General features: G+C 73.9%; 24 protein-coding genes. 14 read left to right on the plus strand and 10 right to left on the minus strand.

Features of this window, described 5'->3' with window-relative positions:
- Positions 1-2: 2 nt before the first annotated feature.
- Positions 3-875: an MBL fold metallo-hydrolase gene (locus ACWIYF_RS07620; protein ID WP_448627510.1), complete on the minus strand. Its 873-nt coding sequence runs from the start codon at positions 873-875 to the stop codon at positions 3-5.
- A gap of 189 nt (positions 876-1,064) precedes the next feature.
- Here ACWIYF_RS07620 and mgrA point away from each other — a divergent pair, with 189 nt between their 5' ends.
- Together mgrA and ACWIYF_RS07630 are read left to right on the plus strand one after the other, a co-directional pair.
- On the plus strand, positions 1,065-2,105 hold the full coding sequence (gene mgrA, locus ACWIYF_RS07625) for an L-glyceraldehyde 3-phosphate reductase (RefSeq protein WP_448627511.1): 1,041 nt from the start codon (positions 1,065-1,067) through the stop codon (positions 2,103-2,105).
- A gap of 45 nt (positions 2,106-2,150) precedes the next feature.
- Positions 2,151-3,032 (plus strand): bifunctional helix-turn-helix transcriptional regulator/GNAT family N-acetyltransferase, encoded by an 882-nt coding sequence (locus tag ACWIYF_RS07630; RefSeq protein ID WP_448627512.1) that lies wholly within the window; start codon positions 2,151-2,153, stop codon positions 3,030-3,032.
- A gap of 484 nt (positions 3,033-3,516) precedes the next feature.
- Here the strand turns inward: ACWIYF_RS07630 and ACWIYF_RS07635 are convergent, their stop codons facing one another.
- The 3 genes from ACWIYF_RS07635 to ACWIYF_RS07645 all read right to left on the minus strand — a co-directional run bounded on the left by ACWIYF_RS07635 (position 3,517) and on the right by ACWIYF_RS07645 (position 6,928).
- On the minus strand, positions 3,517-4,302 hold the full coding sequence (locus ACWIYF_RS07635; protein WP_448627513.1) for an MBL fold metallo-hydrolase: 786 nt from the start codon (positions 4,300-4,302) through the stop codon (positions 3,517-3,519).
- A 78-nt stretch (positions 4,303-4,380) separates the two neighbouring features.
- A complete protein-coding gene (locus ACWIYF_RS07640; protein ID WP_448627514.1) occupies positions 4,381-5,298 on the minus strand; it encodes an NADP-dependent oxidoreductase in 918 nt (305 codons plus the stop codon).
- A gap of 193 nt (positions 5,299-5,491) precedes the next feature.
- Complete coding sequence (locus tag ACWIYF_RS07645; protein WP_448627515.1) at positions 5,492-6,928, minus strand: DUF222 domain-containing protein; 1,437 nt, start codon at positions 6,926-6,928, stop codon at positions 5,492-5,494.
- Positions 6,929-7,061: 133 nt separating this feature from the next.
- Between ACWIYF_RS07645 and ACWIYF_RS07650 the strand changes: the two genes are divergently transcribed.
- The 3 genes from ACWIYF_RS07650 to ACWIYF_RS07660 all read left to right on the plus strand — a co-directional run bounded on the left by ACWIYF_RS07650 (position 7,062) and on the right by ACWIYF_RS07660 (position 9,588).
- On the plus strand, positions 7,062-8,645 hold the full coding sequence (locus ACWIYF_RS07650) for an HD domain-containing phosphohydrolase (RefSeq protein WP_448627516.1): 1,584 nt from the start codon (positions 7,062-7,064) through the stop codon (positions 8,643-8,645).
- Between the two features lie 77 nt (positions 8,646-8,722).
- Entirely contained in the window at positions 8,723-9,157 is a 435-nt protein-coding gene (locus tag ACWIYF_RS07655) for an ester cyclase (RefSeq protein WP_448627517.1), read from the plus strand.
- 14 nt (positions 9,158-9,171) lie between these two features.
- Positions 9,172-9,588 carry an ester cyclase gene (locus tag ACWIYF_RS07660; protein ID WP_448627518.1) on the plus strand — a complete coding sequence of 139 codons (417 nt, stop codon included), beginning with the start codon at positions 9,172-9,174 and terminating at the stop codon, positions 9,586-9,588.
- A gap of 3 nt (positions 9,589-9,591) precedes the next feature.
- Here the strand turns inward: ACWIYF_RS07660 and ACWIYF_RS07665 are convergent, their stop codons facing one another.
- Positions 9,592-10,305 (minus strand): DUF1275 family protein, encoded by a 714-nt coding sequence (locus ACWIYF_RS07665; protein WP_448627519.1) that lies wholly within the window; start codon positions 10,303-10,305, stop codon positions 9,592-9,594.
- 154 nt (positions 10,306-10,459) lie between these two features.
- Here ACWIYF_RS07665 and ACWIYF_RS07670 point away from each other — a divergent pair, with 154 nt between their 5' ends.
- The 7 genes from ACWIYF_RS07670 to ACWIYF_RS07700 all read left to right on the plus strand — a co-directional run bounded on the left by ACWIYF_RS07670 (position 10,460) and on the right by ACWIYF_RS07700 (position 16,923).
- On the plus strand, positions 10,460-11,197 hold the full coding sequence (locus ACWIYF_RS07670; protein ID WP_448627520.1) for a TenA family transcriptional regulator: 738 nt from the start codon (positions 10,460-10,462) through the stop codon (positions 11,195-11,197).
- 99 nt (positions 11,198-11,296) lie between these two features.
- Positions 11,297-11,707 carry a Rieske (2Fe-2S) protein gene (locus ACWIYF_RS07675; protein WP_448627521.1) on the plus strand — a complete coding sequence of 137 codons (411 nt, stop codon included), beginning with the start codon at positions 11,297-11,299 and terminating at the stop codon, positions 11,705-11,707.
- Complete coding sequence (locus tag ACWIYF_RS07680) at positions 11,704-12,933, plus strand: NAD(P)/FAD-dependent oxidoreductase (protein WP_448627522.1); 1,230 nt, start codon at positions 11,704-11,706, stop codon at positions 12,931-12,933. The genes ACWIYF_RS07675 and ACWIYF_RS07680 overlap by 4 nt, the downstream gene beginning before the upstream one ends.
- Entirely contained in the window at positions 12,933-14,396 is a 1,464-nt protein-coding gene (locus ACWIYF_RS07685) for an aldehyde dehydrogenase family protein (protein WP_448627523.1), read from the plus strand. The genes ACWIYF_RS07680 and ACWIYF_RS07685 overlap by 1 nt, the downstream gene beginning before the upstream one ends.
- Complete coding sequence (locus tag ACWIYF_RS07690; protein WP_448627524.1) at positions 14,393-14,821, plus strand: Rieske (2Fe-2S) protein; 429 nt, start codon at positions 14,393-14,395, stop codon at positions 14,819-14,821. Before ACWIYF_RS07685 ends, ACWIYF_RS07690 begins: the two co-directional genes overlap by 4 nt.
- Complete coding sequence (locus ACWIYF_RS07695; RefSeq protein ID WP_448627525.1) at positions 14,818-16,419, plus strand: gamma-glutamyltransferase family protein; 1,602 nt, start codon at positions 14,818-14,820, stop codon at positions 16,417-16,419. Before ACWIYF_RS07690 ends, ACWIYF_RS07695 begins: the two co-directional genes overlap by 4 nt.
- Positions 16,420-16,491: 72 nt before the next feature.
- Positions 16,492-16,923, plus strand: a complete 432-nt coding sequence (locus tag ACWIYF_RS07700) for a RidA family protein (RefSeq protein WP_448627526.1) — start codon at positions 16,492-16,494, stop codon at positions 16,921-16,923.
- A gap of 49 nt (positions 16,924-16,972) precedes the next feature.
- On the opposite strand, the gene ACWIYF_RS07705 is transcribed toward ACWIYF_RS07700, so the two are convergent.
- Complete coding sequence (locus ACWIYF_RS07705) at positions 16,973-17,428, minus strand: GlcG/HbpS family heme-binding protein (protein WP_448627527.1); 456 nt, start codon at positions 17,426-17,428, stop codon at positions 16,973-16,975.
- A gap of 158 nt (positions 17,429-17,586) precedes the next feature.
- Here ACWIYF_RS07705 and ACWIYF_RS07710 point away from each other — a divergent pair, with 158 nt between their 5' ends.
- Positions 17,587-19,290: a PucR family transcriptional regulator gene (locus tag ACWIYF_RS07710; RefSeq protein ID WP_448627528.1), complete on the plus strand. Its 1,704-nt coding sequence runs from the start codon at positions 17,587-17,589 to the stop codon at positions 19,288-19,290.
- Here ACWIYF_RS07710 and ACWIYF_RS07715 read toward each other — a convergent pair.
- Positions 19,287-20,675, minus strand: a complete 1,389-nt coding sequence (locus ACWIYF_RS07715) for an MFS transporter (RefSeq protein ID WP_448627529.1) — start codon at positions 20,673-20,675, stop codon at positions 19,287-19,289. The genes ACWIYF_RS07710 and ACWIYF_RS07715 overlap by 4 nt on opposite strands.
- Before the next feature lie 173 nt (positions 20,676-20,848).
- Here ACWIYF_RS07715 and ACWIYF_RS07720 point away from each other — a divergent pair, with 173 nt between their 5' ends.
- Entirely contained in the window at positions 20,849-22,552 is a 1,704-nt protein-coding gene (locus ACWIYF_RS07720) for a hypothetical protein (protein ID WP_448627530.1), read from the plus strand.
- Positions 22,553-22,616: 64 nt separating this feature from the next.
- Here the strand turns inward: ACWIYF_RS07720 and ACWIYF_RS07725 are convergent, their stop codons facing one another.
- The 3 genes from ACWIYF_RS07725 to ACWIYF_RS07735 are packed head-to-tail and all read right to left on the minus strand — an operon-like array spanning position 22,617 to position 24,750.
- Positions 22,617-22,847: a hypothetical protein gene (locus ACWIYF_RS07725; RefSeq protein ID WP_448627531.1), complete on the minus strand. Its 231-nt coding sequence runs from the start codon at positions 22,845-22,847 to the stop codon at positions 22,617-22,619.
- 52 nt (positions 22,848-22,899) lie between these two features.
- Positions 22,900-24,474 carry a Na+/H+ antiporter gene (locus tag ACWIYF_RS07730; protein WP_448627532.1) on the minus strand — a complete coding sequence of 525 codons (1,575 nt, stop codon included), beginning with the start codon at positions 24,472-24,474 and terminating at the stop codon, positions 22,900-22,902.
- Positions 24,475-24,486: 12 nt separating this feature from the next.
- The gene (locus ACWIYF_RS07735) at positions 24,487-24,750 is read right to left on the minus strand and encodes a UBP-type zinc finger domain-containing protein (protein ID WP_448627533.1); all 264 of its coding nucleotides are present in this window, start codon (positions 24,748-24,750) and stop codon (positions 24,487-24,489) included.
- Positions 24,751-24,847 lie beyond the last annotated feature (97 nt).

Here is a 24,847-nt window from a genome sequence, read left to right on the forward strand (position 1 = left end):
GCTCAGCGGACGGGAGCGCGCTTGGCGGTGAACTTGTCCCACAACGAGGCCGCGTTGAGCGTCTGGATGTGGTCCATCATGTAGCCCTGGCCGACGTCGACCGGGCCGAACTTGTCGCGGAAGTCGACGCGGGCGATCGTCTCCTCGCGCGACCAGCCCTTCGCGACCGCCTCGGCGACGGCGCTGGTCCACTCCAGCAGCACGGCGCGCTGGGTGGCCAGGTACGCCGGGGTGGTCACCGGCCCGTGCCCGGGGACGACGGTGTCGACGTCGAGGCTGCGGATCACGTCGAGGGCGCCGACCCACTGGTCGATGTCGGAGGTCATCAGCCAGGTCTGGCACTCGGAGAACACGGTGTCCCCGGTGAAGACGACCCGCTCGTCGGGGACGTAGACCGCGACCTGCCCGGGGGTGTGGCCGGGCGTGTGGATCAGGTGGAAGGTCTTCTCGCCGACCTTCATCTCCAGGTCGCCGGTGAAGACCAGGTCGCCGCGGTTGGGGTCCTCGTAGTAGGTGTCCCGGTCCGGCACGATCGGCGCGGCGTCCGGGTCGTCGGTGGGGATGGCCTCGAGGGCGTAGGCGAACGGGTCGAGGTCCGGCGTCGGGACCATGAAGTTGTCCGCGACGCCCTGGTGGTGGACGACCTCGCCGGCGCCCTTGAAGAAGTAGTTCCCGAAGATGTGGTCGACGTGGTGCTCGGTGTTGATCACGAACCGGATCGGGCCCTCCGCCTCGGCCTGCTTGCGCATCTCGAGGGCCTTGGTGGGCAGCTGCGGCGTGTCGATGACCACGACGCCCGCGTTGGTGACGACGTAGCTGGGGTTGCAGCCACGGATCTCGGTGGACGTGAAGACGGTGGGCGTCACGCGCTGCACGAGGGAACCTCCCTGGGGACTCGAGCCCGGGCGGTCCCCGGAGCCACGCGACCGGTGCGGCTGCTGCTCGCCCGGCCCGTGGTCACATAATCGATTCTCGATCCAACGGTGTCAACAGCGCCGGGCGGCCGGGCACGAGCCGCTCGGGGCCTCGTCGCGGCCGGCCGCGGTGGCCAGCAGGATGGCCGCATGGCCTACACCGCTGCCGAGGACCGATACGACTCGATGATCTACCGGCGCTGCGGCCGCAGCGGCCTCGATCTACCGGCGATCAGTCTCGGGCTCTGGCACAACTTCGGCGACGACGTCCCCCTGGACCGGCAGCGGTCGATCCTGCGGGGGGCCTTCGACCTCGGCATCACGCACTTCGACCTCGCGAACAACTACGGGCCGCCCTACGGGTCCGCCGAGACCAACTTCGGCCGGCACCTGCGCGAGGACTTCGCCGCCTACCGCGACGAGCTGGTCATCTCCACGAAGGCCGGCTGGGACATGTGGCCGGGGCCGTACGGGCAGGGCGGCGGCTCGCGCAAGTACGTGCTCGCCAGCCTCGACCAGTCGCTGACGCGGCTCGGCCTGGAGTACGTCGACATCTTCTACTCGCACCGGCCGGACCCGACGACGCCGCTCGAGGAGACGATGGGCGCCCTCGACACCGCCGTCCGCTCGGGCAAGGCGCTCTACGCCGGGATCTCCTCGTACTCGCCGGAGGACACCGCCCGGGCGGTGGAGATCCTCGCCGGCCTCGGCACGCCGCTGCTGATCCACCAGCCGTCCTACTCGATGCTCAACCGCTGGATCGAGACCGAGGGCCTGCTCGACGTGCTCGCGGACAAGGGCGTCGGCTGCATCGCCTTCTCGCCGCTGGCCCAGGGCATGCTCACCGACCGCTACCTGCACGGCATCCCCGAGGGCTCGCGCGCCAGCCAGGACAAGTCGCTGTCCACCGAGCTGCTCAGCGAGGAGGCGCTCGGCCGGGTGCGGGCGCTGAACGGGATCGCGGGGGACCGGGGCCAGTCACTGGCGCAGATGGCGCTGGCCTGGGCGCTGCGCGACCCGCGGGTGACGACGGTGCTGATCGGGGCCAGCAGCGTGACCCAGCTCGAGAACAACGTCGGCGCGCTGGCGCGCCTGGACTTCTCGGCCGACGAGCTGGCCGCGATCGACCGGCACGCCACGGACGCCGGCATCGACCTGTGGCAGGGCGCCCGCACCGGGAGCCTCCAGTGACCATGGGCCCTGGAAGGCGGTCATTTCTCTGACTACGGTCAGGGAATGGACGCGACCGCTGTCGCCCGGGTCCGCCGCTTCAACCGCACCGTCACCCAGCGGCTGGGGGTGCTGGGTGAGACCTACCTGTCCCGCGGCCGGCCGATCGGCCAGGCGCGGCTGCTGTGGGAGATCGGTCCGGACGGCGCAGAGGTCCGGTCACTGCGCGCCCGGCTCGACCTGGACTCGGGCTACCTGAGCCGGTTGCTGCGGGCGCTGGAGACCGACGGGCTGGTCGCGGTCGAGGCCGATCCGGCGGACCGGCGGGTGCGACGGGTGCGGCTGACTCCTGCCGGGCGGGCCGAGCGCGCCGAGCTGGACCGGCGGTCCGACGAGCTGGCCACCGGCATCCTCACGCCGCTCGACGACCGGCAGCGCGACCGGCTGGCCGCGGCTATGGCCGACGTCGAGCGGCTGCTCACCGCGTCGATGGTCCGGATCGCGGTCACCGACCCGCGTCGGCCGGAGGCGCGGGCCTGCCTGGCCGCGTACGCCGCCGAGCTGGACGAGCGCTTCGACGCCGGGTTCGACCCGGGCCGCAGCATCCCCGCGGAGGCGGCCGATCTGACGCCGCCGGCCGGGCTGCTGCTGGTGGCCACGCTGCACGGGGAGCCGGTCGGCTGCGGAGCGCTGAAGTTCCACTCCGGCGCGCCGGCCGAGGTGAAGCGGATGTGGGTGTCCCGGGCCGCGCGCGGCCTCGGCCTCGGCCGGCGGCTGCTCACCGAGCTGGAGGCCCAGGCACGCGGGCACGGCGTCCGGGTGCTGCACCTGGAGACCAACGGGTCGCTGGTCGAGGCGATCGCCCTGTACCGCTCGGCCGGCTACCGCGAGGTCCCCGCGTTCAACGACGAGCCCTACGCCCACCACTGGTTCGAGAAGACGCTCTGAATCACCGCGGGTACGCGCCAGCCGGGGGCGCGTCAGACCGTCCTCGCCCTTCGGCCTGCCGCGCCTCTGCGACGAACGCCGTTCTCTCCCGGTCGGGGACCCAGTCGATCGTTGGGCCGCGCCACCGCCCAAGCAGCGCGTCGCTGCGCTTCACCCAGCTCCGGGCTTCTCGGTAGGTCATCCGACGGCCGTGCGTCGTCTGCTCCCCCCGCCTGGTGCGCGGGGAGTGAGCTCGTCGCCGTCGAGACGTTCGGCCATGCACGGAAGCTGGCGCCGACGAGGGCGAGACGACGTACTTCACCGCGGGTACCGAGCACCCGAAGAGCCGTGGCACTCCGTGCTCGCGCTGCCGTTCTGGAGCTCGCGCTGGTGCCGTTCATCGTGATTGCGGTGACCTTGCTGTTCCACGAGGCGATCGTCTAGGGACGACGCCGCCGCTGACGGTGTCCTCGAGCGGCTCGCTCAGGGCCAGCTGCGTGAGGCCTCAGACGGTGCGGGGTCGCCATGGCTCGTGCGCGTGCGCGAGCCACACCAGCTCGGGGTCGAGCGCACGCACCAGCAACTGACCTTCGGTGCTCGGCTCGTCGAGCTCCCCGAACCAGACCGCCACGTCGCCGGCGACGACGACCGGACGCCCGCCGTTCTCGACGACGACCACCTGCGTTCCGCGTGTGTGGCCCGGTGCCGGGACGAGTCGGAGCCCGGGAAGCAGCTCGAGTTCACCGTCGACCGGCACGTAGCGCACGCCGGGCGCGTCGACCCACTCGCGGATGGTGTAGTCGTCCTGGCTGCGCGCGTCCTCGAGCTCCCGACGCTGGACATAGGTCGGCCTGCCGGCGAAGAGGTGGTTGCCGCCGCAGTGGTCGAAGTGCAGATGGGTGTTGACCACGATGTCGATGCCGGCCAGATCGAAGTCCTGCTCGCTCAGCGGCCGAAGCCGGGGATCCATGTCGGCCACCAGCGGGTGGAGCTCCGTCAGGCCGGTGTCGACCAACACCCGCCCCTCGGGATGGTCGATGACGTGCACGTAGACCGGCATCCGCTCGCCCTCGGCGAGCAGGTCGGCAACGCGGACCGGCGTGATGGTGGTGGCGGGGGCGTTCATCGTGCAGCGACCGCTGCGGTAGGGGTCGAGATGTGAGTCATGACGAGCTCCTTCACCGTTTCCTGGCTGGCGCGCGGCCTGCTCGACAGGTCGGTCGTCGACCAGCAGATGGCTGCTGGATGAGGTCACGCTCCTGCGTAGACGGTGCGAGCTGTCATGACTCATCGGTGCGCCCGATGAGGACTCTCGCGAAGTGTGGATCAGTTCCCGGGCCCGGCCGGGCCGGTCGCTGTTCCCGAGTCCTCACGGACGAACGCTGATGATCGTCTTCCCCGTGCGTCGCTCGGTCGGGTTGAGGGCGGCCACGGCATCGTCGAGGGTCGCGACGGTGCCGATGTTCGTCCGCAGTCGTCCATCCCGTACCCGCTGCACGACCTCACCCAGTTGGGCACGATCGGCCTCGACGACGAAATCGACGGCCAGGCCGTCGGCGGGCCGCGCCTCGGTCGGTCCGACGACGGACACCAGCGTTCCTCCAGCTCGAACGAGACCCGCGGACCGCTGCTGGATGTCGCCGCCGATGACATCGAAAACCAGGTCGACTCCGTGGACGTCTCCCAGCGCGTCGTTGTCGAGGTCGACGAACTCCTGCGCGCCGAAATCGAGCGCCTTCTGACGGTCCGCGGCGCGTCCGGTGCCGATGACGTACGCACCGAACTCACGCGCGAGTTGCGTCACCATCGTCCCGACTGCGCCGGCCGCGCCGTGCACGAGCACGCTCTGCCCCGCCTGAAGGCGGCCGTGCTCGAACAGTCCCTGCCACGCGGTCAGCCCCGAGATCGGCAGGCTCGCGCCCACCGTGAAGTCGACGTCTCCCGGCAGCGGCGCGAGGTTGCGTGCCTCGACGGCCGCATACTCCGCCAGGGTGCCGTCGCGATGCCAGTCCGTGAGGCCGAACACCCGCTGTCCCACCGACAGCCCCGTCGTGCCATAGCCGAGGGCGGTGACCACTCCGGCCAGCTCGTGCCCAGGGATCGACGGTGCGCGGTCGCGGTCGCGGCGATCGGTCCAGGTCGAGGGCCACGCCAACTCAGTCGGGACGAATCCCGACGCATGAACCTCGACGACGACGTCGTTGATCGCTGCCGACGGCTCGGGCCGCTCCACCAGCGTCATCCCGGCCGTTCCCGCAGCCTGGTCCGTCACGACGATCGCCTTCATCAGGGCACCTTCCTGCGTCGAGTCCTCGCCGCTGCACCATGTGGCCTGCCCGGCCTCCGCGAGCGTCGTCCGCGTGGCGAGGCGTGCATCAATACCCTGCCGCTTGGTTTCGTGCGGTCAATCGCTGTAACGAGACAACTGCTTGCCGGGCTCGCCGACTTGGCGACGAGCCGAGATGTTGACACGGCGGAGATCAGAAAGGCGGTGGATCGTCGGCCGGGTCGGGCGGTGGCGGCGGTGGTGGGGGTCGCCGGCGCATCGCCCACGGTCGGGTGGTGCGAGTGATGCCGGACGGGGTGGTGACGTGCAGGGTGCCGTCGGGCTCCATGGCGAACCGCCAGCCGCGGAACAGGGTTTTCAGCCGGTGATGCGTGCGGCACAGGCAGCACAGGTTGGTGCAGTCGGTCGGCCCGCCGCGGGAGTGGGCGACGCCGTGGTCGTGGTCGGCCCAGCCGGCCCGCTGCCCGCAGAACGGGTGCCGGCAGGTGCGGTCGCGGGTGCCGATGAACTCCCGCTGCGCGCCGGTCGGGGTGTAGCTCTCGGTGGCCGCCGGCGGGGTGAGCCCGTCGCCGCGGCGGACCAGCCTCTCCAACTCCTCCCGGCTCACCGTGGCGAGCAGCCGGCCGGTCTCATCGGTGATCGCGAAGGTCAGCGACCCGCCCTCGGGGGTGTGCAGGCCGAGCGCGCCGACCCGGCGCAGCAGCCCGGCCAGGTGCGCCGGCGTGATGGCGAAGCCGTTGACAGCGGCCGGCCGGCTGCTCGCTCCCTCCAGCGCCTCCAGCGCGGCGGTGATCGTCAGGCTGGCCCGCGCCCCGTCCGCGCCGATCGCGGCGCCGCGCACCAGCAGGGAGAACAGCTCGGCGCGGAGCTGCCCGATCGGCCGCTCATCGCCGTCGGCCTTGGCCTGCTGGGCCAGGGCATTGAGGAAGTCGACGCCCTCCGCGGCCTCCTCCGCCGGCAGCTCCGCGCCCAGCGTGGCCCGCCCGGCCGGGCCGGGCTCGACGAACACGTCCGCGTTGCGCTCCGCCAGCGCGCGGCTCTCGTCGGCCGCGGCGGACTCGAGGTCGAGCAGCACCTCGAGGATGCGCCGCTTGAGCGCGGCGAAATTCAGCCCGGCCGCCTCGGGCAGCACCACCGCCTCCACCCGCGCGGCCGGCGCCGGGCGGATGTGCTCCAGGGTGTCGGCGAGGATCTGCGCCCGCCGCTCATCCAGCGCACCGCGCGCCAGGGCGGCGCCGGTGGCCGGCAGGCGGTGCCGCCAGCTCCAGGCCCGGCGCAGCCTGTGCGCCGCGGTACCCCGCCCGACGCCGAGCACCAAGCCCAGCTCGTCGGGACAGGACTCGCTGATCCCGGGGAACTCCGGCTCGGTCTGCCGCCAGTCCCGGCTGCGCGCCCCCGGGTGGTCGTCGGCCGGGTCGTCCTCCTCCGGGCGGTCGGCGGCGAACACCAGCATCAGATCCGCCTCCCGGGCGGCCAGCCGCGCCCGCTCGCCCTGCAGGCGCTGCAGCTCGGCGGCCTTCTCCTCGGGGGTCAGCCACGAGACCGGCAGCCGCGGCTCGGGCGCCGGCCGGGTCCGCACCCAGTCGACCAGAAAGCCCTCCACCCTGGAGGTGCCCGCCGTCCGCTGCATGACCCCGACCTAGGGACGGGGTCCGACAGTTTCCGGCGCCCTGAACAGCGGTTTCGGCATCTCGCGTGCATCGGAGTTCCGAGATGGCGCAGGCCCGCGCCAGGGACTGTCGACGGCCTTAGCCTGTTCCGCCATGGCGGCCGGTGCCTCCCCGACGCGCGACGCCGTGCGGCTGTCGGAGCTGCTGGCCGCGTGGTCGGTGGCGATCGACGTCGCGATGGTCATGCCGATGGAGTCCGGACTGCGGATCTGCTCGCGGGCGGTGCGCCTTGCCGAGCGCATGGACCTCGACGTGCCGGCCCGGCGCCGCGTCCACTACCTCGCGCTGCTGCGGCACATCGGCTGCACCGCGGAGAACGCATCGCTGGCCGCCCTCCTCGGTGACGAGCGGGCCTTCCGCGCCGGCATCGGCACGCTCGACGTCTCGAACGGCCGGGCGCTGATGCCGTACCTCCTGCAGTTCACCGTCGGCTCGCGCCCGCTCGCCCAGCGGCCGGCGGCGCTGCTGCACCTGGTGACCGGCGCCCGCGTGATGAAGGACGCCGGCGTCGCCGTGTGCGAGGTCGCGCAGATGCTGATCGACCGGCTCGGCCTCGACGGCGACCTCCGCGCGCACCTCCGCGACGACGTCACCAAGGTCTTCGAGCGCCCCGACCGGAGGGGGTTTCCGAGAGGGCTCGGCACGAGCGAGCTCTCGCTGCCCGCCCAGGTCGTCCAGCTCGCCGAGGCGGTCACCGTCCACCTGCGGCTGGTGGGGGAGGAGGCCGCCGTCGCCATGCTGCGCGAGCGGCGGGGCCGCGCCTTCCTGCCCGAGATCGTGGACGCGTTCCTCGCCGACGCGCCCGAGCTGCTCACCGACCCGGACGACGCCTGGGCCGACGTGCTCGCCACCGAGCCCGGCGGCGCCCCCGTCTCGGGCCCGGAGCAGATCGACGACGTGCTGTGCGCCCTCGCCGACTTCACCGACCTGAAGTCGCCGTACACCGCAGGGCACTCGCGCGCGGTCGCCGACCTCGCCGGCGCCGCCGCGCGGCACTGCGGCCTCCCTGCCGCCGATGCCACCGCACTGCGGCGGGCGGGGTGGCTGCACGACGTCGGGCGGCTGACCGTCTCGGTCCCGGTGTGGGACAAGCCCGGGCCGCTGGACCGTGACGAGCAGGAGCAGGTGCGGCTGCACCCCTACGTCACCGAGCGGGTCTTCGCCCGGTCACCGTTCCTGCGGCCGCTCGCCGCGCTGGCCGGGCAGCACCACGAGCGGGTCGACGGCAGCGGCTACCACCGCAACCAGCGCGGCGCCGACCTGAGCGTGCCGGCCCGCGTCCTCGCCGCCGCCGACGTCTACGCCGCCCTGGTCGCCGACCGCGCGCACCGTCCCGCGCTCGGCGCCGCCGAGGCCGCCGCGGCGCTGCGGTCCGCGGGCCGCGGAGGCCGGCTGGACGCCGACGCGGTCGACGCGGTCCTGGCCGCGGCCGGCCACCCCGCCCGCCGCCGTCCGGCCGCGATCGCGGGGCTCACCGCCCGCGAGGTCGAGGTGCTGCGCCTGCTGGCGCGGGGCCGGTCGAACGCCGCCATCGCCGAGGCGCTCGTCGTCTCCCGCAAGACCGTCGAACACCACGTCGAGGCGGTCTACGCCAAGCTCGGCGTCCACTCCCGCTCGGCCGCGACGCTCGTGGCCGTCCAGCACGGCCTCGTGCCACCCGACGGCGGCGAAACATAGGGAGAAAACCCCATCCGTCGTCCTCGCGAACGCCGGAGGCTCCTCGCCGTCGGACCCGTGACCCGAGGAGGACCCAGATGACCACCGACGCGCGCACCCTCGCCGAGCGGCTCTTCGCCGTCATCGACGGCCAGCGCTGGGACGAGTACGAGACCGTCATGCACCCGGACGCCCGGATGAGCTCACCGTTCTCCGCGCTGCAGAGCGCGGCCGAGTGGGTGGAGTTCAGCCGCGGCTTCGCCGCCGCCATGCCCGACGGCCGGCACTCCGTCACGAACGTCGTCCAGGACGGCGACCGGTTCGCGATCGAGGGCACCTGGACCGGCACCCACACCGGGCCGCTCGCCACGCCGCAGGGCGAGGTGCCGCCGACCGGCCGCACGGTCACGATGCCCTTCTGCGCCGTGGCCACCCAGCGCGACGACCGCCTCGCGCAGGTGACCGTCTACCTCGACCAGCTGGGGATGCTCGCCCAGCTCGGGCTCGTCCCCGAACCGGCGTCCGCCGCGTAACCCGGAGCATCCCGATGACCCTCGAGCAGCTCGTCGACCGGCACTACGCCGAGATCAACGGCAACGACTTCTCCGACGCCGCGGACCTCTTCGCCGCCGACGTCGTGACGCAGGCTCCCGGTAGCGAGCCGATGTCCGGGATCGAGTCGTTCGTCGCCTACGGGCAGGCCTTCCTCCAGGCCTTCCCGGACGGCCGGATCACCCGGCACCGCTCGGTCGAGGACGGCGACCGGATCGTCGTGGAAGGCCGCTTCACCGGGACGCACACCGGCCCGCTGCAGACGCCCGCCGGGGAGTTCCCGCCCACCGGCCGGCCGATGGACCTGCCCTTCGCCGACGTCTTCCGCGTCGTCGACGGCAAGGTCACCGAGCACCGGATCTACTACGACCCCGCCGGCCTGCTGGCGCAGCTCGGGCTGCTGCCCGCCTGAGAACTAACGGCGCCCGGCGACCGTCGCCCCGATGAGGACGACGGCGCCGAGCGCGGCCAGCTGCAGCACCGGCGCCGCCAGCGGGACGAGCAGCAGCAGGCCCGCGCCCGCGGCCGCGCCGGCGATCAGCCCGAGCAGGATCTCGACGCTGTGCCACACCTCGCGCACGCCGCGCCCGGTGGCCAGGCGGATCACCACCGTGGTGAGCGTGCCGGTGAGGTACGTGGTGGACATGCCGCTGACGCCGAACCGCTGCACCGTGCTGCTCTGGATGCCGAGGCCGAGGGCGGTGCAGAGCAGCAGCACGACGGCGACCCCGGGCCCGGGCTCCCCGCCGGTGAGCCACCAGCCGACGGCGTAGGCGGCGAAGAACACCAGCTCGACGGCGAGCCCCACGGTGACCGGCCGCGGCCAGACGCGGTCGCCCGGTCCGGGGGAACCGGCCACCCGCGCGCCGAGCGCGGCGCCGGCGCAGAACGCCAGGATCGCCAGCCCCGAGGCGGCGGCCAGCGTGCCGTCGGCCGAGCTCGCGGCGACGCCGAGCAGGACCATGTTGCCGGTCATGACGCTGGTGAAGGCCCCGCCGAGGGCGAGCAGGCCGATGGCGTCCGTGGCGCCGCTGACCACGGCCAGCGTGACGACCAGCGTCTGCCGCAGCCGCACCGGCCCGGGGACGCGGACGGCGGGAGCGGGGGAGCGGGTCGCGGCAGTGGGCACCGTTGCAGGATCCGGATCCGCGCGTCCGCCTGCCTTGGTCCATGTGCACATCGATTCGGCGCAGCCATGTGCAGCATGACCGTCAAAGAGGAGGGGTGCGCGCCCCTAGCTTTTGGGTCACACAGCGACCGCTCGACCCCGAGAAGGCGATCCCATGACCCAGATGCTCGACCGCACCGAGCTGCTCAGCCCCGAGGACTTCCGCGCCGCCCTGCAGGAGGCGATCAAGGGCCGCGAGGCCAAGAACGCCTCCTTCAGCAAGGCGTGGGCCGACGGCCAGCTGGAGCGCCACCACTTCGCCCGCTGGGCCGAGAACCACTACCAGTACGTCGGCCCGTTCGCCGACTACCTCGGCTACATCTACGCGCAGACCCCGGACACCCTCACCGACGCCAAGGACTTCCTCCTCCAGAACATGTACGAGGAGGAGCTGGCCGACATCCGCCACACCGACCTGCTGATCCGCTTCGGCGAGGCCTGCGGCACCACGCGCGAGCGGATCGAGGACCCGAACAACGCCAACGCGGTGACGCGGGGTCTGCAGGCCTGGTGCTACGCGACCGCGATGCGCGAGCACTTCGTGGTCTCCACCGCCGCGCTGATCGTCGGCCTCGAGTCGCAGGTGCCCAGCATCTACAAGAAGCAGATCGTCCCGCTGCGCGAGGTCTACGGCTTCACCGAGGACGAGATCGAGTTCTTCGACCTGCACATCACCTCCGACGAGGTGCACGGCGAGCGCGGCTACCAGATCGTCCTGGAGAACGCCAACACTCCGGAGCTGCAGCAGCGCTGCCTGCAGTTCGTCCGCTGGGGCGCGGAGATGCGCTACTCCTACACCCGCGCGCTCTACGACACCTACGTCGCCCCGGACCTGCAGAAGACCGAGGCCTGACCGCACCCCCGACCGAGCGGAGTGCCAGAGCGCGGAAAGCGGCGTCCCTGGCACTCCGCTCGTGCCATCACCACCCGCACAACCCCCGGGAGCCCACCCGTGAGCCAGCCCGCCCCCGCCCCCTCCTCCACCCCGGCCGCCGGCGGCTCCTGGGTGCACGTCGCCGAGCTCAAGGACGTCGCCCGCCGCAAGCGCAAGCAGGTCCAGGTCGGCGGCTGCCCGATCGCGCTGTTCCTCGTGGACGACGAGGTCTTCGCCGTCGACGACACCTGCATCCACCAGGAGAAGTCCCTCACGAAGGGCACCCTGCTCAACGGGCAGGTGATCTGCCCCGGCCACCAGTGGCGGTTCGACCCGCGCACCGGTGAACCCCAGGACCAGGACGGCAAGCTGGCCACCTACGCCGTCCAGGTGACCGACGAGGGCGCGGTCCTCGTCGACCCGAACCCGGCCACCCCGCGCGTGCCCACCACGGCGGAGTCCGCGATCACCAGCGGGGGCGCGTCGTGACCGAGCCGACCCTGGTCGTCGTCGGCGCCGGCCACGTCGCCGCCTCCGCCGCCCGCACCCTGCGCCGCCGCGGCTTCGCCGGCCCCGTCGTCCTCGTCGGCGACGAGCCGGTGGGCCCCTACGACCGCCCGCACCTGTCCAAGGAGCGGCTCGCCTCCGGCGGGGACGCCGGCCTCTGGCTGCTCGACCCCGACTGGTGCGCGGCCAACGACGTCACCCTGCGCACCGGCAGCCCCGTCGACCGCATCGACGCCGGGACCGGCGAGGTCCTGCTCGAGGACGGCGGAGCGATCCGCGCCGACCTCGTCGTCCTGGCCACCGGCGGCCGCCCGCGCCGGCTGCCCGGCGTCGACGGCGACCGCGTGCACACCGTCCGCACGCTCGCCGACAGCGACCGGCTGCGCGAGCGGCTCGCCCCCGGACGGCGGATCGGCGTCCTCGGCGGCGGCTTCCTCGGCACCGAGATCGCCGCCGCGGCGATCACCCGCGGCGCCGAGGCCGTCGTCTTCGACCTCGACCCGGTGCTGCTGGCCCGCGTGCTCGGCGCCGGCATCGGGGCCGCGGTCACCGAGCTGCACCGCCGCCGCGGGGTCGACCTGCGGCTCGGCCGTCCGGTCAGCGCCGTCCGGCCGGGAGCCGGTGGCGTCGACGTGCACACCGACCACGGCATCGAGACCGTCGACGACCTCGTCGTCTGCATCGGCATCGAGCCGAACATCGACGTCGCCCTGCGCTCCGGGCTGGCCGTCGGCAACGGCGTCGAGGTCGACGCGCACGGCCGCACCTCGGTGCCCACCGTGTTCGCGGCCGGCGACGTCGCGGCGCACGACCACCCCCGCTACGGGCGGATCCGCGTCGAGCACGTCGACGTCGCCCAGCAGCAGGCGCAGGCGATCGCGTCGACCCTCGCCGGACGGGCCAGGACCTTCGCCGACCCGCACTGGTTCTGGACCGACCAGTACGACGTGAACGTCCAGGGTCTGGGCCTGGGCGGCATCCGGCCGGACGACGTCGCGGTGACCCGCGGCGACCTCGCCGAGCTGGACGGCTCGGTCTTCTGGCTGCGCGACGCCGTCGTCGTCGGCGCCGCGACCATCGAGCGCGGCGAAGACATCTCCGTCGCCCGCGAGCTGATCGACCTGGAGATCGGCGTCCGCCCGGAGCAGCTGGCCGACGAGTCCGTCGAGCTGGAGGAGCTCCTCGAGCAGGAGGAGGTGGGCGTCTGATGGCCGCCACCGTGCGCAACCTCGTCGACGGGGCCTGGGTCGAGTCGGTCACCGGCCGCACCCGCGAGCGGCGCAACCCGGCCGACGTCCGGGAGGTGGTCAGCACCTTCCCCGAGTCCGACGCCAAGGACGCCGACGCCGCGGTCTCCGCCGTGGCCGCAGGCTGGCAGCAGTGGGCCGACACCGCGCCCGAGCAGCGCGGCAAGGTGCTCGAGGCCGCCGCGGACGTGCTCGAGGGGCAGCGCGACACGCTCATCGAGGAGCTCGTCCGCGAGGAGGGCAAGACCCGCGCCGAGGCCACCATGGAGGTCTCGCGCACGCCGATGAACCTGCGCTTCTACGCGGGCGAGGCGCTGCGCACCGCCGGGGTCACGCTGCCCACCGGCGACGGCAGCCTGGTGTTCACGATGCGCGGTCCGGTCGGTGTGGTCGCCGCGATCACCCCGTGGAACTTCCCGCTCAACATCCCTTCCCGCAAGCTCGGCCCGGCGCTCGCCGCCGGCAACGGCGTCGTCTTCAAGCCCAGCGACGTCACCCCGCTGCTCGGCCAGCGGCTGGTCGACGCGCTGCTCGAGGGCGGGCTGCCGGCCGGCGCCATCGCGGTGCTGCACGGCGGCGCGGAGGTCGCGCAGGCGCTGGTCGCCGACGAGCGGGTCGACGCGGTCACGTTCACCGGGTCGACGGCGGTGGGGGAGGCGATCCACCGCGCGGTGCCCGCGAGCCGGCGCACCCAGCTGGAGATGGGGGGCAAGAACCCGGTCGTCGTCCTGGAGGACGCCGACCTGGACCGCGCCGCGGCGCTCATCGCCAAGGGCGCGTTCGGGCTCTCGGGTCAGGCGTGCACCGGCACCAGCCGGGTCATCGTGCACGACGCCGTCCACGACGCCCTGGTCGACCGGCTCGCCGCGAAGGCGCGGGCGCTGCGGGTCGGCCCCGGGCTGGCGCCCGGTGTCGACCTCGGCCCGCAGGCGACCGAGCGGCAGAAGGAGACGGTGCTCGGCTACGTCTCGCGCGCGCTCGACGACGGCGCCACCCTGGTGGCCGGCGGGCCGGACGACGACGTGCAGGACCTCGCCGCGAGCGAGCTGGCCCACGGCCACTTCGTGCGGCCGGCGGTGTTCACCGACGTCGACCCGGCCTCCGAGCTGGCCACCGAGGAGGTCTTCGGCCCGGTGCTGGCGGTGCTGCGGGCCGGCGACCTCGACGACGCGCTCCGGCTGGCCGACGCCACCCGCTTCGGCCTCTCGGCGGGCATCGTCACCGCCGACGTCGGCCGCGCGCTCACCTTCGCCCGCCGGGTCACCGCCGGCCTGGTGAAGGTCAACCAGCCGACCACCGGACAGGCCATGAACGCGCCGTTCGGCGGCCTGAAGCACAGCAGCACCCAGACCTCGAAGGAACAGGCAGGGGAATCGATGATGGCCTTCTACACGGTCGACAAGACCGTCTACCTGAGCGCATGACCGCCCCCGAGACGCCGGTCAGCGACGCCGAGCTCGCCGCCGCCGGCACCGAGTGCGAGTTCATCCGCATCTGCCGCAAGGGGCAGGTGCCCGAGGGGTACGTCCGGCGGTTCTACGCCGAGACGTCGCACGGCCAGGTGGAGCTGGCGGTGGCCCGGCTCGACGGCCGCGCGTACGCCACCTCCAACTACTGCACGCACCTGGACTGCCTGCTCTCCTCGGGCAAGCTCCAGGACGACGGCATCCGCTGCTCGTGCCACAACAGCGTGTTCGACCTGGAGACCGGCGCGCCCATCCAGCCGCCCGCGACCGAGCCGATCCGCACCTACCCGGTGCGCGAGGAGGACGGCCAGGTGCTGGTCGGTCTCTCCCAGCGCGACGTGCTCGAGGGCGGCCCGCGCCGCCGCAAGCCTCCGTCGGCATGAGCTGGCCGGCCTCCTGGGGTCCGGTCCGCACACCGACGCTGGCCACGGGGGGCATGGTCAGCAGCAGCTCCCCGGCGGTCAGCGCCGTCGGTGCGCGGGTGCTCGCCGACGGCGGGACCGCCGTGGACGCCGTCCTCGCGATGACCGCGCTGTCCTGGCTGGCGTTGCCCGGCCAGTGCGGGATCGGCGGGGACGCGTTCGCCGTCGTCCGCGAGCCGGACGGCCGCGTGTGGACGGTCAACGGCAGCGGCTTCGGCCCGGACGGCGCCTCCGCGGAGAGCTACCTCGACCGCGGCCTGACCGCGCTGCCGACGACGGGGCCGCTGGCCGTGGCCACGCCCGGGGCGATCGGCGCGCTCGCGACGCTGCACGCGGCCGGCGGCACCCGGTCGCTGGCCGAGCTGTGGGCACCGGCGGCGGCCGCGGCGCGCACCGGGCTGCCGTGCACCGCGAAGAACCGGCGCGACATCGACGAGCACGCCGGCGCGCTGGCCGCCGACGACGGGCTGGCGCGGTGGCTGCTGCCCGGCGGGCGGGTGCCGTCGGTCGGCGACCGGCTGCCCGCGCCGGAGCTCGCCGACAGCATCGAGCGGCTCGCCCGGCGCCCCCGGTCGCTGTACCGCGGCGGGTTCGCCGAGCGGGCGGTGGCCGTGCTGCGGGACGGCGGCGCGGGGTTCTCCGGCGACGAGTGGGCGTGCGGCGGCGACGTCCCGGTCGAGGACGCGATCAGCGCCCCCTACGGCGACGTCGTCGTCCACCAGACCCCGCCGCCGACCCCGGGCTGGATGGTGCTGCAGCAGGCCGGCCTCCTCGACGGCCGGCTGGCCGGGCGCCCTGCCGCCGAGCAGGTCCACCTCCTGGCGCTGGCCGCCCGCCGGGCGTTCCGGGACCGGTACGAGCGGTGCGCCGCCGACACCGACGCCTGGCGCCTCCTGCTCGCCGAGGAGACGCTGCGGCAGGCCCGCGCGGAGCTGGCCGGGGAGCCGGCGGTCGTCGGCGGCCTCGGCGTGGCGGGCGACACCACCAGCTGCGTCGCCGTGGACGGCGACGGCCGCGCGGTCAGCGCGATCTCGTCGCTGGCGTTCACCTTCGGCGCCCGCATCTCGATCCCCGGCACCGGGATCGCGCTGAACAACCGGCTGGGCCGCGGCACGTACCTGCTGCCGGGCCACCCGAACGCGCTCGCGCCGCGGCGCAAGCCGCTGCACACCCTCAACGCCTGGCTGGCCACCGACGCGCGGGGGTTGCGGCACGTCGGCAACACCCCCGGCGGCGACGGGCAGGTGCAGTGGAACATGCAGCTGCTCGCGCACCTGGTCGACGGCGGGCTGGACCCGGCCGAGGCGGTCGCCGCCCCGCGGACCACCGTGCACCCCGGCAGCGACGCCGACGCGCTCGGCAGCCCCGAGACGCTGCAGTGCGAGACCCGGCTCGGCGCCGACGTGCTCGCCGGGCTGGCCGCGCGCGGGCACGACGTGCGTGAGGTGGGGGAGTGGGGCGCCGGCGGCAGCGCGCTGGTGATCTCGGTCGACCTCGACCGCGGCGTGCTCGCCGGGGCGGCCGACCCGCGCCAGGACGGGGTGGCGCTGGGTGTCTGAGGTGCGATGTGTCTGAGGTGCGATGTGTCCGAGGTGCGTTGTGTCTGAGGTGCGTTGTGTCTGAGGTGCGTTGTGTCTGAGCTGACCGCCGTCCCGCCGCAGGGCGCCTACGTGCCGGCCGTGGTGCACGGCGGGCTGGCGTTCACCGCGGGCATGACCCCCCGCCGGCACGGCGAGCTCGTGGTGAGCGGCGTGGTCGGCCGCGACCTCGACGTCGCCGCGGCGCGGGAGGCGGCCGGCCTGGCGGCGGGCAACGCGGTGACCGCGCTGGTCGAGGCGGTCGGGCTGGCCGGCATCACCCGCGCGCTGAAGATGACCGTCTTCATCGCCGCGGTCGACGGGTTCACCGCGCACTCGGCGGTCGCCGACGGCGCCTCGGTGGTGCTGCAGGAGCGGCTGGGCGAGCGCGGCGCGGTGGCGCGCAGCGCGGTCGGCGTCCGGACCCTGCCGTCGGGCGCGCCGGTCGAGGTGGAGCTCGTCGCCGCCGTCGTCGCGCCGTCCTGACCGTGCGCCGTCGCGACCGGACCCCGATCGCGACAGCGCACGGGACGCGTCAGGCGGAGGTGCCGACCGCCGCGACGTGCTGGGCGAAGGCCTCCAGCGCGGCGGCGCCCACGGCCTTGTCCTGCTCGCCGTTGCCGCCGCTGACGCCGACGGCGCCGACGATCTGGCCCTCGTGGACGATCGGGAAGCCGCCGACGAAGATGGCGAACTTGCCCGGCAGCATGTGGGAGATGCCGAAGGCCTCGTTGCCCGGCAGGGCCGGCCCGTTCGGCGGCTCGTTGAACAGGTGCGTGGCGCGCTCGTGGCCGGCCGCGGTGAACGCCTTGGCCATCGAGATCTCCACGCCGGTCAGCCGGGCGCCGGGCAGCCGGTGCAGCGCGAGCACGTTGCCGCCGTCGTCGCAGATGCAGATCGTCTGCTTGACGCCGATCTCCTCGGCCTTGGCCCGCGCTGCCTGCAGCATCGGCAGGGCGTCGTCGAGATCGATCCGGTAGATCTGGCGCACGGCGTACTCCTCCTCCGGCCGGGGCCGGGTCGACTGCCACCCGCGAGGGATGACACGAAAGCGTGGGACCACCATCGGGGCTGGACGACCGGCGCGGCAATGGTGAGACTGCCGTCTCGCAGCCGCTGGTGGTTGTGCACTGTGACCCAGGGAGTGCCATGCCGCACAGCTACTCGGACGACGCGCTGACCCTCGCGCGACTGCTCCAGGAGCCCGTCCTGCGGCGGGCCCGGATCCACGCCGGGCGGGCCGGCGCGGTGACCCGGCTCGAGTGGGTCGCCCCCTGGTCCGTCGCGGCGAAGCAGGACGACCCCCTCTCCGGCGTGCTCGTCCACGCCCACTCCGCCGAGCTGGCCGACGACGGCGTCTCGCTCGCCGCCGCAGCGAAGACACTGACCGCGCGCGGTGCCGCGGCGCTGCTCGTCGACGGGCACGCGCCCGGCCCGGAGGACGCCGAGGCCGCGTGCCTGCTGCCGCTGGTCACCACGGCCGACACCGTGCCGTTCGCCGCGATCAACCGGCTGGTCGCCGACCTCACCCTCGCGCGCGAGACGCACGTCCTGCGTTACGGGCTGACCGTGCACCGCGCGCTGGCGGAGCTGCTCTACCGGGGCGCGGAGCTCACCGCCCTGTGCAGCCAGATGTCCCGGATGAGCCAGCGGCCGGTCGCCGTCTTCGACAGCCACGGCACGCTGGCGGCGCTGGAGCAGCGGCAGCCGCGCTCGGTGGAGCCCGCCGACCTCGCCCGCGCGTTCGCGGAGCAGACCGCGGCGCTCGGCACCCAGGGACCGCCCGAGGAGCTGCACCCGCGGGTCGAGGAGCTCCGCCTCGGCGAGCGGGAGCTGGCCTGCGTGCTCACCCCCATCGTGCTCGGCGGCCGCCACGACGGCTGGATCCTGCTGCTCGAGGACAGCGACGACCCGCATCCGCACGACCTCGCGGAGCACCGGGTGCTCGTCGAGCAGGCCGCGCCGATCATCGGCACCGAGATGCTGCGGCTGCGCAGCGTGCAGCGGGCCAAGGAGCAGGCCCGCGGCGACTTCGTGCACGGCCTGCTGCACGGCCGCTTCGCGACCGTCGAGGACATCGCCGCCCGCGCGGCGCACTACGAGTTCCCGGTCCGGTCGTGGTTCGGCGTCCTCGTCGCCTCCGGGATCACGCTGCCCGGGGACGCCGACTCACCGGCCCGGCTGCAGAACGTGGCGATCCAGGCCGCCCGGCTGCTGCCGGAGCAGGAGCGGCACACCCAGGCGGCGATGGTGGGTGACGTGCTGGTCGTCGTCCGGGAGGTCGCCCGCCGCGGGACGATGGGGACGCCGGACGCCGCGACCGCCGGCGTGGCGGAGTACGCCGCCGCGCTGCACAAGTACCTGTCCCGCCGCAAGGACCAGGCCGGCCGGCCGGTGCGCGTCACCTACGGGCGCCCGGTCGTCGGCGCGCTGGCGATCCCCGACAGCTACCGCGAGGCACGGATGGCCCACGGCCTGCAGCAGCGGCTCGGCCTGCCGCCGGTCGCCGGCTACCAGGAGCTGCGCGTGCACGCCGTGCTGGAGGACGTCGCGTCGAGCCGGACCGGGCAGAGCTTCGCCGCCGACATCCTGGCCCCGCTGCGCGACCCGGGTGCCGGCGACCTGGAGTCCGCCGTGCTCGCCTACGTGGCCAGCGGCGGCAACGTCAACGCCGCCTCCCGGGACCTGCACATCCACCGCAACACGATGCTCTACAAGCTCGACCGCGCCTCCCGGCTCCTCGGCATGGACCTGCGCCAGGCCGAGAACCAGTTCGCCGTCTGGCTGGCGCACACCCTCGACCTGCTGGCGAGCACCACGGCCGAGGTCGACCGCGTGGTCAGCCCGGTCTAGGCAGCGTCGGGCATCTCGCGGCCGAGGAAGCTGAGCACCAGGCCGGCGGCGGCCACCGCGGCGGCGCCGCCGAACAGCCAGGCCAGCCCGTCCGGCCAGGCGGCCGCGACCCCGGCCGTGCCGATCGCGGCCCCGACGAACCGCATCATGTTGAACAGCCCCAGCCCGGTGCCGCGCTGCCCGGCGGGCGATCGGGTGGCTCCGGTCAGCGCCGGCGTCTGCACCAGCGCGATCCCCACGCCCGCGGCGACGAGCAGGGCCACCACCGGCAGCAGCCGCGTCGTCCCCGCCCCGAGGACCACGGCCAGCCCGGCATCGACCAGCACCAGGAGCGCCAGCCCGGTGCGCAGCACCGGCCGGGGGCCCACCCGGTCGGCCAGCACACCGACGACCGGCGCCAGGACGGCCCAGACCAGCGGCAGCGCGAACACGAGCAGCCCCGTCACGGTCGCGGACAGCCCGGTCACGCCGGTCAGGTACAGCGGCACCGCCACCAGGACGGCGGCGAGACTGCTCTGCTGCACGAACACCCCGGCGGCGCTGCGCAGCCAGCGCAGTTCCACCAGGAGCCGCGGGTCGATGAACGGCGCCGCGCTGCGCAGCCCGGTCCGCACGAACACGACCAGCGCGAGCAGCCCGGCGACGGCACCGGCCACGGGCAGCCACGGCGGCACACCCGGCTGCGGCGCCGCGGTCACCGCGGTCATCAGCAGCGCGACGCCGACGGTGAGCGACCCGGCGCCGAGGCCGTCGATCGGCGCCCGCTGCCCGCTGTCGCGGGGCAGCACCCGCCAGGCCAGCGCGAGCACGGCCAGCGTCACCGGGACGAGCGCACCGAAGATCGCCCGCCAGCCGAACGCGTCGGCGACCAGGCCGCCGATCGGCGGGCCGATCGCCTGGCCGATCCCGTTGGCCGCGCCCCACGCCCCCATCACCCGGCTGCGCTGGTGCGCCGGCCAGCGGCGGGCCAGCGTCCCCATCACCGCCGTCGGGACGGCGGCGCAGCCCAGCCCCTGCAGCGCGCGGCTGGCCACCATGAGGCCCAGCGTCGGGGCCAGCGCGGCGCCGACGGTGCCGACCAGCAGCACGGTGAGCGCGAGCAGCAGCGTGCGCCGGCGGCCGAGCCGGTCGCTGATCCAGCCGGTCAGCGGCATGGCGACGGCGAGCACGAGGACCGAGGCCGAGGCGACGAGGACGCCCTGCGTGACCGGTGCGGCGAAGTCGGCCGTGATCTGCCGCAGCGGTACGTTCACGATGTTGTTGCTGATCGTGCCGAGCACCGTCGCGCCCAGCAGCGCGGTGAGCAGCAGCCCCCGGTGGATCGCGGGCGGGGCTGTGGGGACCGCCGTCGTCCGCTCGACCTGCTGGGTCGTCGTCTCCGGCACCGCCGTCCTCCGTCCTCCGAACGGTGGCCAGCGTTACAAACCGTCTCGGAACGCGCCTACGGCAGGCTGCACATCAGGAGCCCTGCGGAGTGTGCACATCGCTCATGGTGCAGCGGCTGCGCATCGACGACCTTGATGCACCATCACATTGGCTCTCCCGTATTGGGGCAACCATGCAACTGACAGCAGCGCACTGGGTCTTCCTGGCCGGGGTGGTCGTCATCCTGGCCACGATGATCCTGCGCAAGAACATCGTGGTGCCCGCCGTGGTCGCCACGTTCCTCACCGCGCTGGTGTACACGGGAAGTCTGGCTACCGGGCTCTCCTCGGTGTTCAACGCGAGCCTCGTCGCGGCGACGAGCCTGTTCAGCATCTTCCTGATCATCGCCATGGTCACCGCGATGCTGCGGTCGCTCGAGGGGCTCGGCGCCGACCGGCGGATGGTTGCGCCGTTCCGCAAGGTCATGCGCAACGGGCACCTGGCGTTCTGGACGCTGGTGATCGTCACGTACTTCATCTCGCTGTTCTTCTGGCCGACCCCGGCGGTGCCGCTGATCGGCGCGGTGCTCGTGCCGGTGGCGATCCGCGCCGGCCTGCGGCCGCTGGCCGTCGGCTTCACCGTCGCGGTCGCCGGCCAGGGCATGGCGCTCTCGTCGGACTACGTCATCCGCGTCGCCCCCGGCCTGTCCGCGACCGCGGCCAGCACCGATGCCACCGTGGTCGCCGACCGCGCCTTCGTGCTCTCGCTGATCGTCGGCGGCGTCGCCCTGGCCATCGGCTACGCGATGGAGTTCCGCAAGATGCGCCGGCCGTCGGACGAGTGGCTGGAGGACTGGGAGACCGCGGCCGACCGCGGCACGCCGGTCGCCGACGCCGAGGAGATCATCGACGAGGACCCGCTCGCGGGCGGCACGGGTGTCGCGGCGAGCTCCGGCGGGGGCGCCGGCGGATCGGGGACCGGTCCGGTCACCGGCCCGGCGGGCGGTGGCGGCGGCACGGTCGCGACCGAGGAACGCGAGCTGGTCGGCGTCGGTTCCGCGGCGCGCATCTCCGCCCCGGTGGAGCCGGCCGAGCAGCACATCGTCGGTCACGGCGTCGCGCTGCGCGGCACCCCGGCCGGTGAGCCGGTGCCCGCGGAGCAGCACAGCATCACCCCGGCCGACAAGCCTGCGGCGTCGAAGTTCTTCGCGCTGTTCGTGCCGGTGGCCTACCTGGCGCTGATCGTCTACCTGATCGTCGCCAGCGTGTCCGACTCGGTGCCGGACCTTCAGGGTGGCGACGCGGCGGCGCTGGTCGGCGGCATCGCGCTGATCACGATGTTCGGCGCCGCGTTCGCCCGGAACCGCTCGACGTTCCTGGAGTCGTCGGCCGAGCACATCGTCGACGGCCTGGTGTTCGCCTTCAAGGCCATGGGCGTCGTCCTGCCGATCGCCGGGTTCTTCTTCCTCGGCAACGGTGACTTCTCCGCTCAGATCATGAGCCTCGGCGAGGACGCGACCGGCCCGGCGTTCCTGTACGACCTGGTCGTCGCCGGCCAGAACCAGCTGCCGGCCAACGGGCTGATCACCGCCTTCGGCATCCTGATCGTCGGCATGATCGCCGGCCTCGAGGGTTCCGGTTTCTCGGGTCTGCCCCTGACCGGCTCGCTGGCCGGCTCGCTGGCCGACGGCGCCGGCGTCAGCAGCCCGACGCTGGCCGCGATCGGCCAGATGGGCAACATCTGGTCCGGCGGCGGCACGCTGGTCGCCTGGTCCTCGCTGCTCGCGGTCGCGGGCTTCGTCCGGGTCCCGGCGGTCGAACTGGCCCGTCGCTGCTTCCTCCCCGTGGTCGCCGGGCTGGTGATCTGCACCGTCTTCGCGGTGGTGGTCTTCGGCTAGCCCCGGCACGCAGCAGCCCCGGACCGCGGAGGCGGTCCGGGGCTGCTGCGCGTCTGCCCGGCGGTCAGCCGGCCGGGGTCAGGTGCCGCGGATCGGTGCTGAACGCGGTTTGCCAGACCAGGACGGCGGCGCGCCCGGCCAGCGCCGCCGCGACGACCGGGCCGAGCACCTGCCAGATCAGCGGGGCGTCCCAGGCGACGGGAAGCACGCCGAGGACGACGACCACGAGCGCCGTCCGGAGGAGGAAGGACCGCATCGAGCCGGGCACCGATGCGGAACGAGCGGGTTCGTGCATGCCTCCAGTGTGGCCGCGTGATTGAGCGCACAACGACCCGGGTCCGGGGTGCTCACTCGCGCTCGAGCATGACCTCCTCCAGGTCCAGCTCGCGCTGGATCCGGCGGAACACCTCGTCGTCGATGCGGCGCGCGTCGCGGTAGCTGAGGAAGACCTCGCGCTCGGCCAGGAGCAGCTCCCGGCGCAGCCGCCGGTAGACCTCGCTCGGGGTCGCGCCGGAGTCGGGGCCGCCGAGCCGCTCCCACGCCGCGTTGGTCCGCGCCTCGAGGCTGGCCCGCAGCTTGGCGACCGCGCGCTCGGCCAGCGGGTCGCCGTCGTCCAGCTCGTCGAGCCGGGCGGAGGCGGCCCGGGCGGCGTCGTGCTGCGCCTGCGCCTCGGCCAGCGCGTCGGTGTAGTCCTCCCGGCCGCGCACCGCGAGCCGGCGGATCACGGCCGGCAGCGTCATCCCCTGCAGCAGCAGGGTGCCGACCGTGACGAGGAACGCCAGGTAGACGATCTCGTCGCGGCCGGGGAAGGGGGCGCCCGCGTCGGTGGCGAGCGGGATGGCGGCGGCCGCGGCCAGCGACACGACGCCGCGCATCCCGGCCCAGGAGATGACCGCCGGCACCTGCCACGCCGGCGACGGGTCGCGCGCCCGCAACCGGGCGGAGAGCCGGCGCGGCAGATAGGTGGTCGGGAAGACCCAGACGATCCGCACCACCACCGCCACCAGCAGCAGCACCAGCCCGACGAGCGTCAGCCGGCCCAGCCCGCTGTCGATCGCCGCGGTCACCTCCCGCAGCTGCAGCCCGATGAGGGCGAAGACGAACGACTCGAGCAGGGTGTCGACCGCGCGCCAGACCGCCTGGTCCTGCAGCCGGGCCACCGGGTCGGCCTGGTGCCCGCGGTGGCCGAGGTAGAGGCCGGCCATCACCACGGCGAGCACGCCCGAGGCGTGCGCCTCCTCGGCGACCCAGTAGCCGATGAACGGCACGAGCAGCCCGAGCGCGCTCTCCAGGACGCCGTCGCCCAGCAGCAGCCGCACCCGGTGCACCAGCCAGCCCAGCGCCCAGCCGATCAGCGCCCCGCCGCCGGCCGCGAGCGCGAAGACGCCGAGGCCCTGCAGGATCGAGTAGCTCGCGCCCATGACCAGCGCCACCGCGACCTTGTACGCGGTCAGCGCGGTGGCGTCGTTGACCAGGCTCTCCCCGCCGAGGATGGTCATGATCCGCCGCGGCAGCCCCAGCCGGCGGCCGACCGCGGTGGCGGCCACCGCGTCCGGCGGCGCCACCACCGCGCCCAGCACAAGGGCCGAGGTCAGCGGCAGGCCCGGCACCAGCCACCAGGCGGCCAGCCCCACGACCGCGGTCGTGACCAGGACCAGGCCCACGGCGAGCAGGCCGATCGTGCGCACGTTGTCGCGGATGCGGAGGTAGGAGCTGTCCAGCGCCGCCGAGTAGAGCAGCGGCGGCAGCACCAGCAGCAGGATCAGGTCGGGGTCGATCGCGTAGTCCGGTATGCCGGGGACGAAGGACGCCGCGAGGCCGACGACGACGAGCAGCAACGGCGCCGAGACGTTCACCCGCCGCGCCACGGCGGTGACGGCGAACGCCCCGACCAGCAGGCCGATGAGCGGCAGCCCCTCCATCGCGGGCCTCCTTCAGACGATCGCTTCGTCGACGTAGCACCAGCGCCAGTCCTCGCCCGGCTGGAACGAGCGGATGACCGGGTGCGCGCTGTCCCGGAAGTGCGCCGTCGCGTGCCGGCGCGGCGAGGAGTCGCAGCAGGCCACGTGGCCGCAGGTGAGGCACTCCCGCAGGTGCACCCAGTTGCGCTCGCCGATCGCCAGGCAGTCGGTGCAGCCCTCCGTCGTGCTGGGGGTGACGTCGGGGCGGATCGCGTCGAGGTGGCCGCAGGGCCTCACGTGTACTCCTCTCGGGGGATGCCGGAAGCAAACCCTCGCGCGGGCCAACGCTGCAACGTCCGAGGATCTGCCCGGGCATGACAGGGTCGGCGGCAGC

It is taken from the genome of Geodermatophilus sp. URMC 64 (assembly GCF_053502555.1).

What these genes read in the sequence shown, in the direction of transcription:
- ACWIYF_RS07720 (WP_448627530.1), top strand. Translation starts at nt 20,849, where the DNA reads ATGCAACTGACAGCAGCGCACTGGGTCTTCCTGGCCGGGGTGGTCGTC.
- ACWIYF_RS07670 (WP_448627520.1), top strand. Translation starts at nt 10,460, where the DNA reads ATGACCCAGATGCTCGACCGCACCGAGCTGCTCAGCCCCGAGGACTTC.
- ACWIYF_RS07635 (WP_448627513.1), bottom strand. Translation starts at nt 4,302, where the DNA reads ATGAGTCATGACAGCTCGCACCGTCTACGCAGGAGCGTGACCTCATCC.
- ACWIYF_RS07730 (WP_448627532.1), bottom strand. Translation starts at nt 24,474, where the DNA reads ATGGAGGGGCTGCCGCTCATCGGCCTGCTGGTCGGGGCGTTCGCCGTC.
- ACWIYF_RS07640 (WP_448627514.1), bottom strand. Translation starts at nt 5,298, where the DNA reads ATGAAGGCGATCGTCGTGACGGACCAGGCTGCGGGAACGGCCGGGATG.
- ACWIYF_RS07695 (WP_448627525.1), top strand. Translation starts at nt 14,818, where the DNA reads ATGAGCTGGCCGGCCTCCTGGGGTCCGGTCCGCACACCGACGCTGGCC.
- ACWIYF_RS07690 (WP_448627524.1), top strand. Translation starts at nt 14,393, where the DNA reads ATGACCGCCCCCGAGACGCCGGTCAGCGACGCCGAGCTCGCCGCCGCC.
- ACWIYF_RS07650 (WP_448627516.1), top strand. Translation starts at nt 7,062, where the DNA reads ATGGCGGCCGGTGCCTCCCCGACGCGCGACGCCGTGCGGCTGTCGGAG.
- ACWIYF_RS07645 (WP_448627515.1), bottom strand. Translation starts at nt 6,928, where the DNA reads ATGCAGCGGACGGCGGGCACCTCCAGGGTGGAGGGCTTTCTGGTCGAC.
- ACWIYF_RS07660 (WP_448627518.1), top strand. Translation starts at nt 9,172, where the DNA reads ATGACCCTCGAGCAGCTCGTCGACCGGCACTACGCCGAGATCAACGGC.
- ACWIYF_RS07725 (WP_448627531.1), bottom strand. Translation starts at nt 22,847, where the DNA reads ATGCACGAACCCGCTCGTTCCGCATCGGTGCCCGGCTCGATGCGGTCC.
- ACWIYF_RS07710 (WP_448627528.1), top strand. Translation starts at nt 17,587, where the DNA reads ATGCCGCACAGCTACTCGGACGACGCGCTGACCCTCGCGCGACTGCTC.
- mgrA (WP_448627511.1), top strand. Translation starts at nt 1,065, where the DNA reads ATGGCCTACACCGCTGCCGAGGACCGATACGACTCGATGATCTACCGG.
- ACWIYF_RS07655 (WP_448627517.1), top strand. Translation starts at nt 8,723, where the DNA reads ATGACCACCGACGCGCGCACCCTCGCCGAGCGGCTCTTCGCCGTCATC.
- ACWIYF_RS07630 (WP_448627512.1), top strand. Translation starts at nt 2,151, where the DNA reads ATGGACGCGACCGCTGTCGCCCGGGTCCGCCGCTTCAACCGCACCGTC.
- ACWIYF_RS07685 (WP_448627523.1), top strand. Translation starts at nt 12,933, where the DNA reads ATGGCCGCCACCGTGCGCAACCTCGTCGACGGGGCCTGGGTCGAGTCG.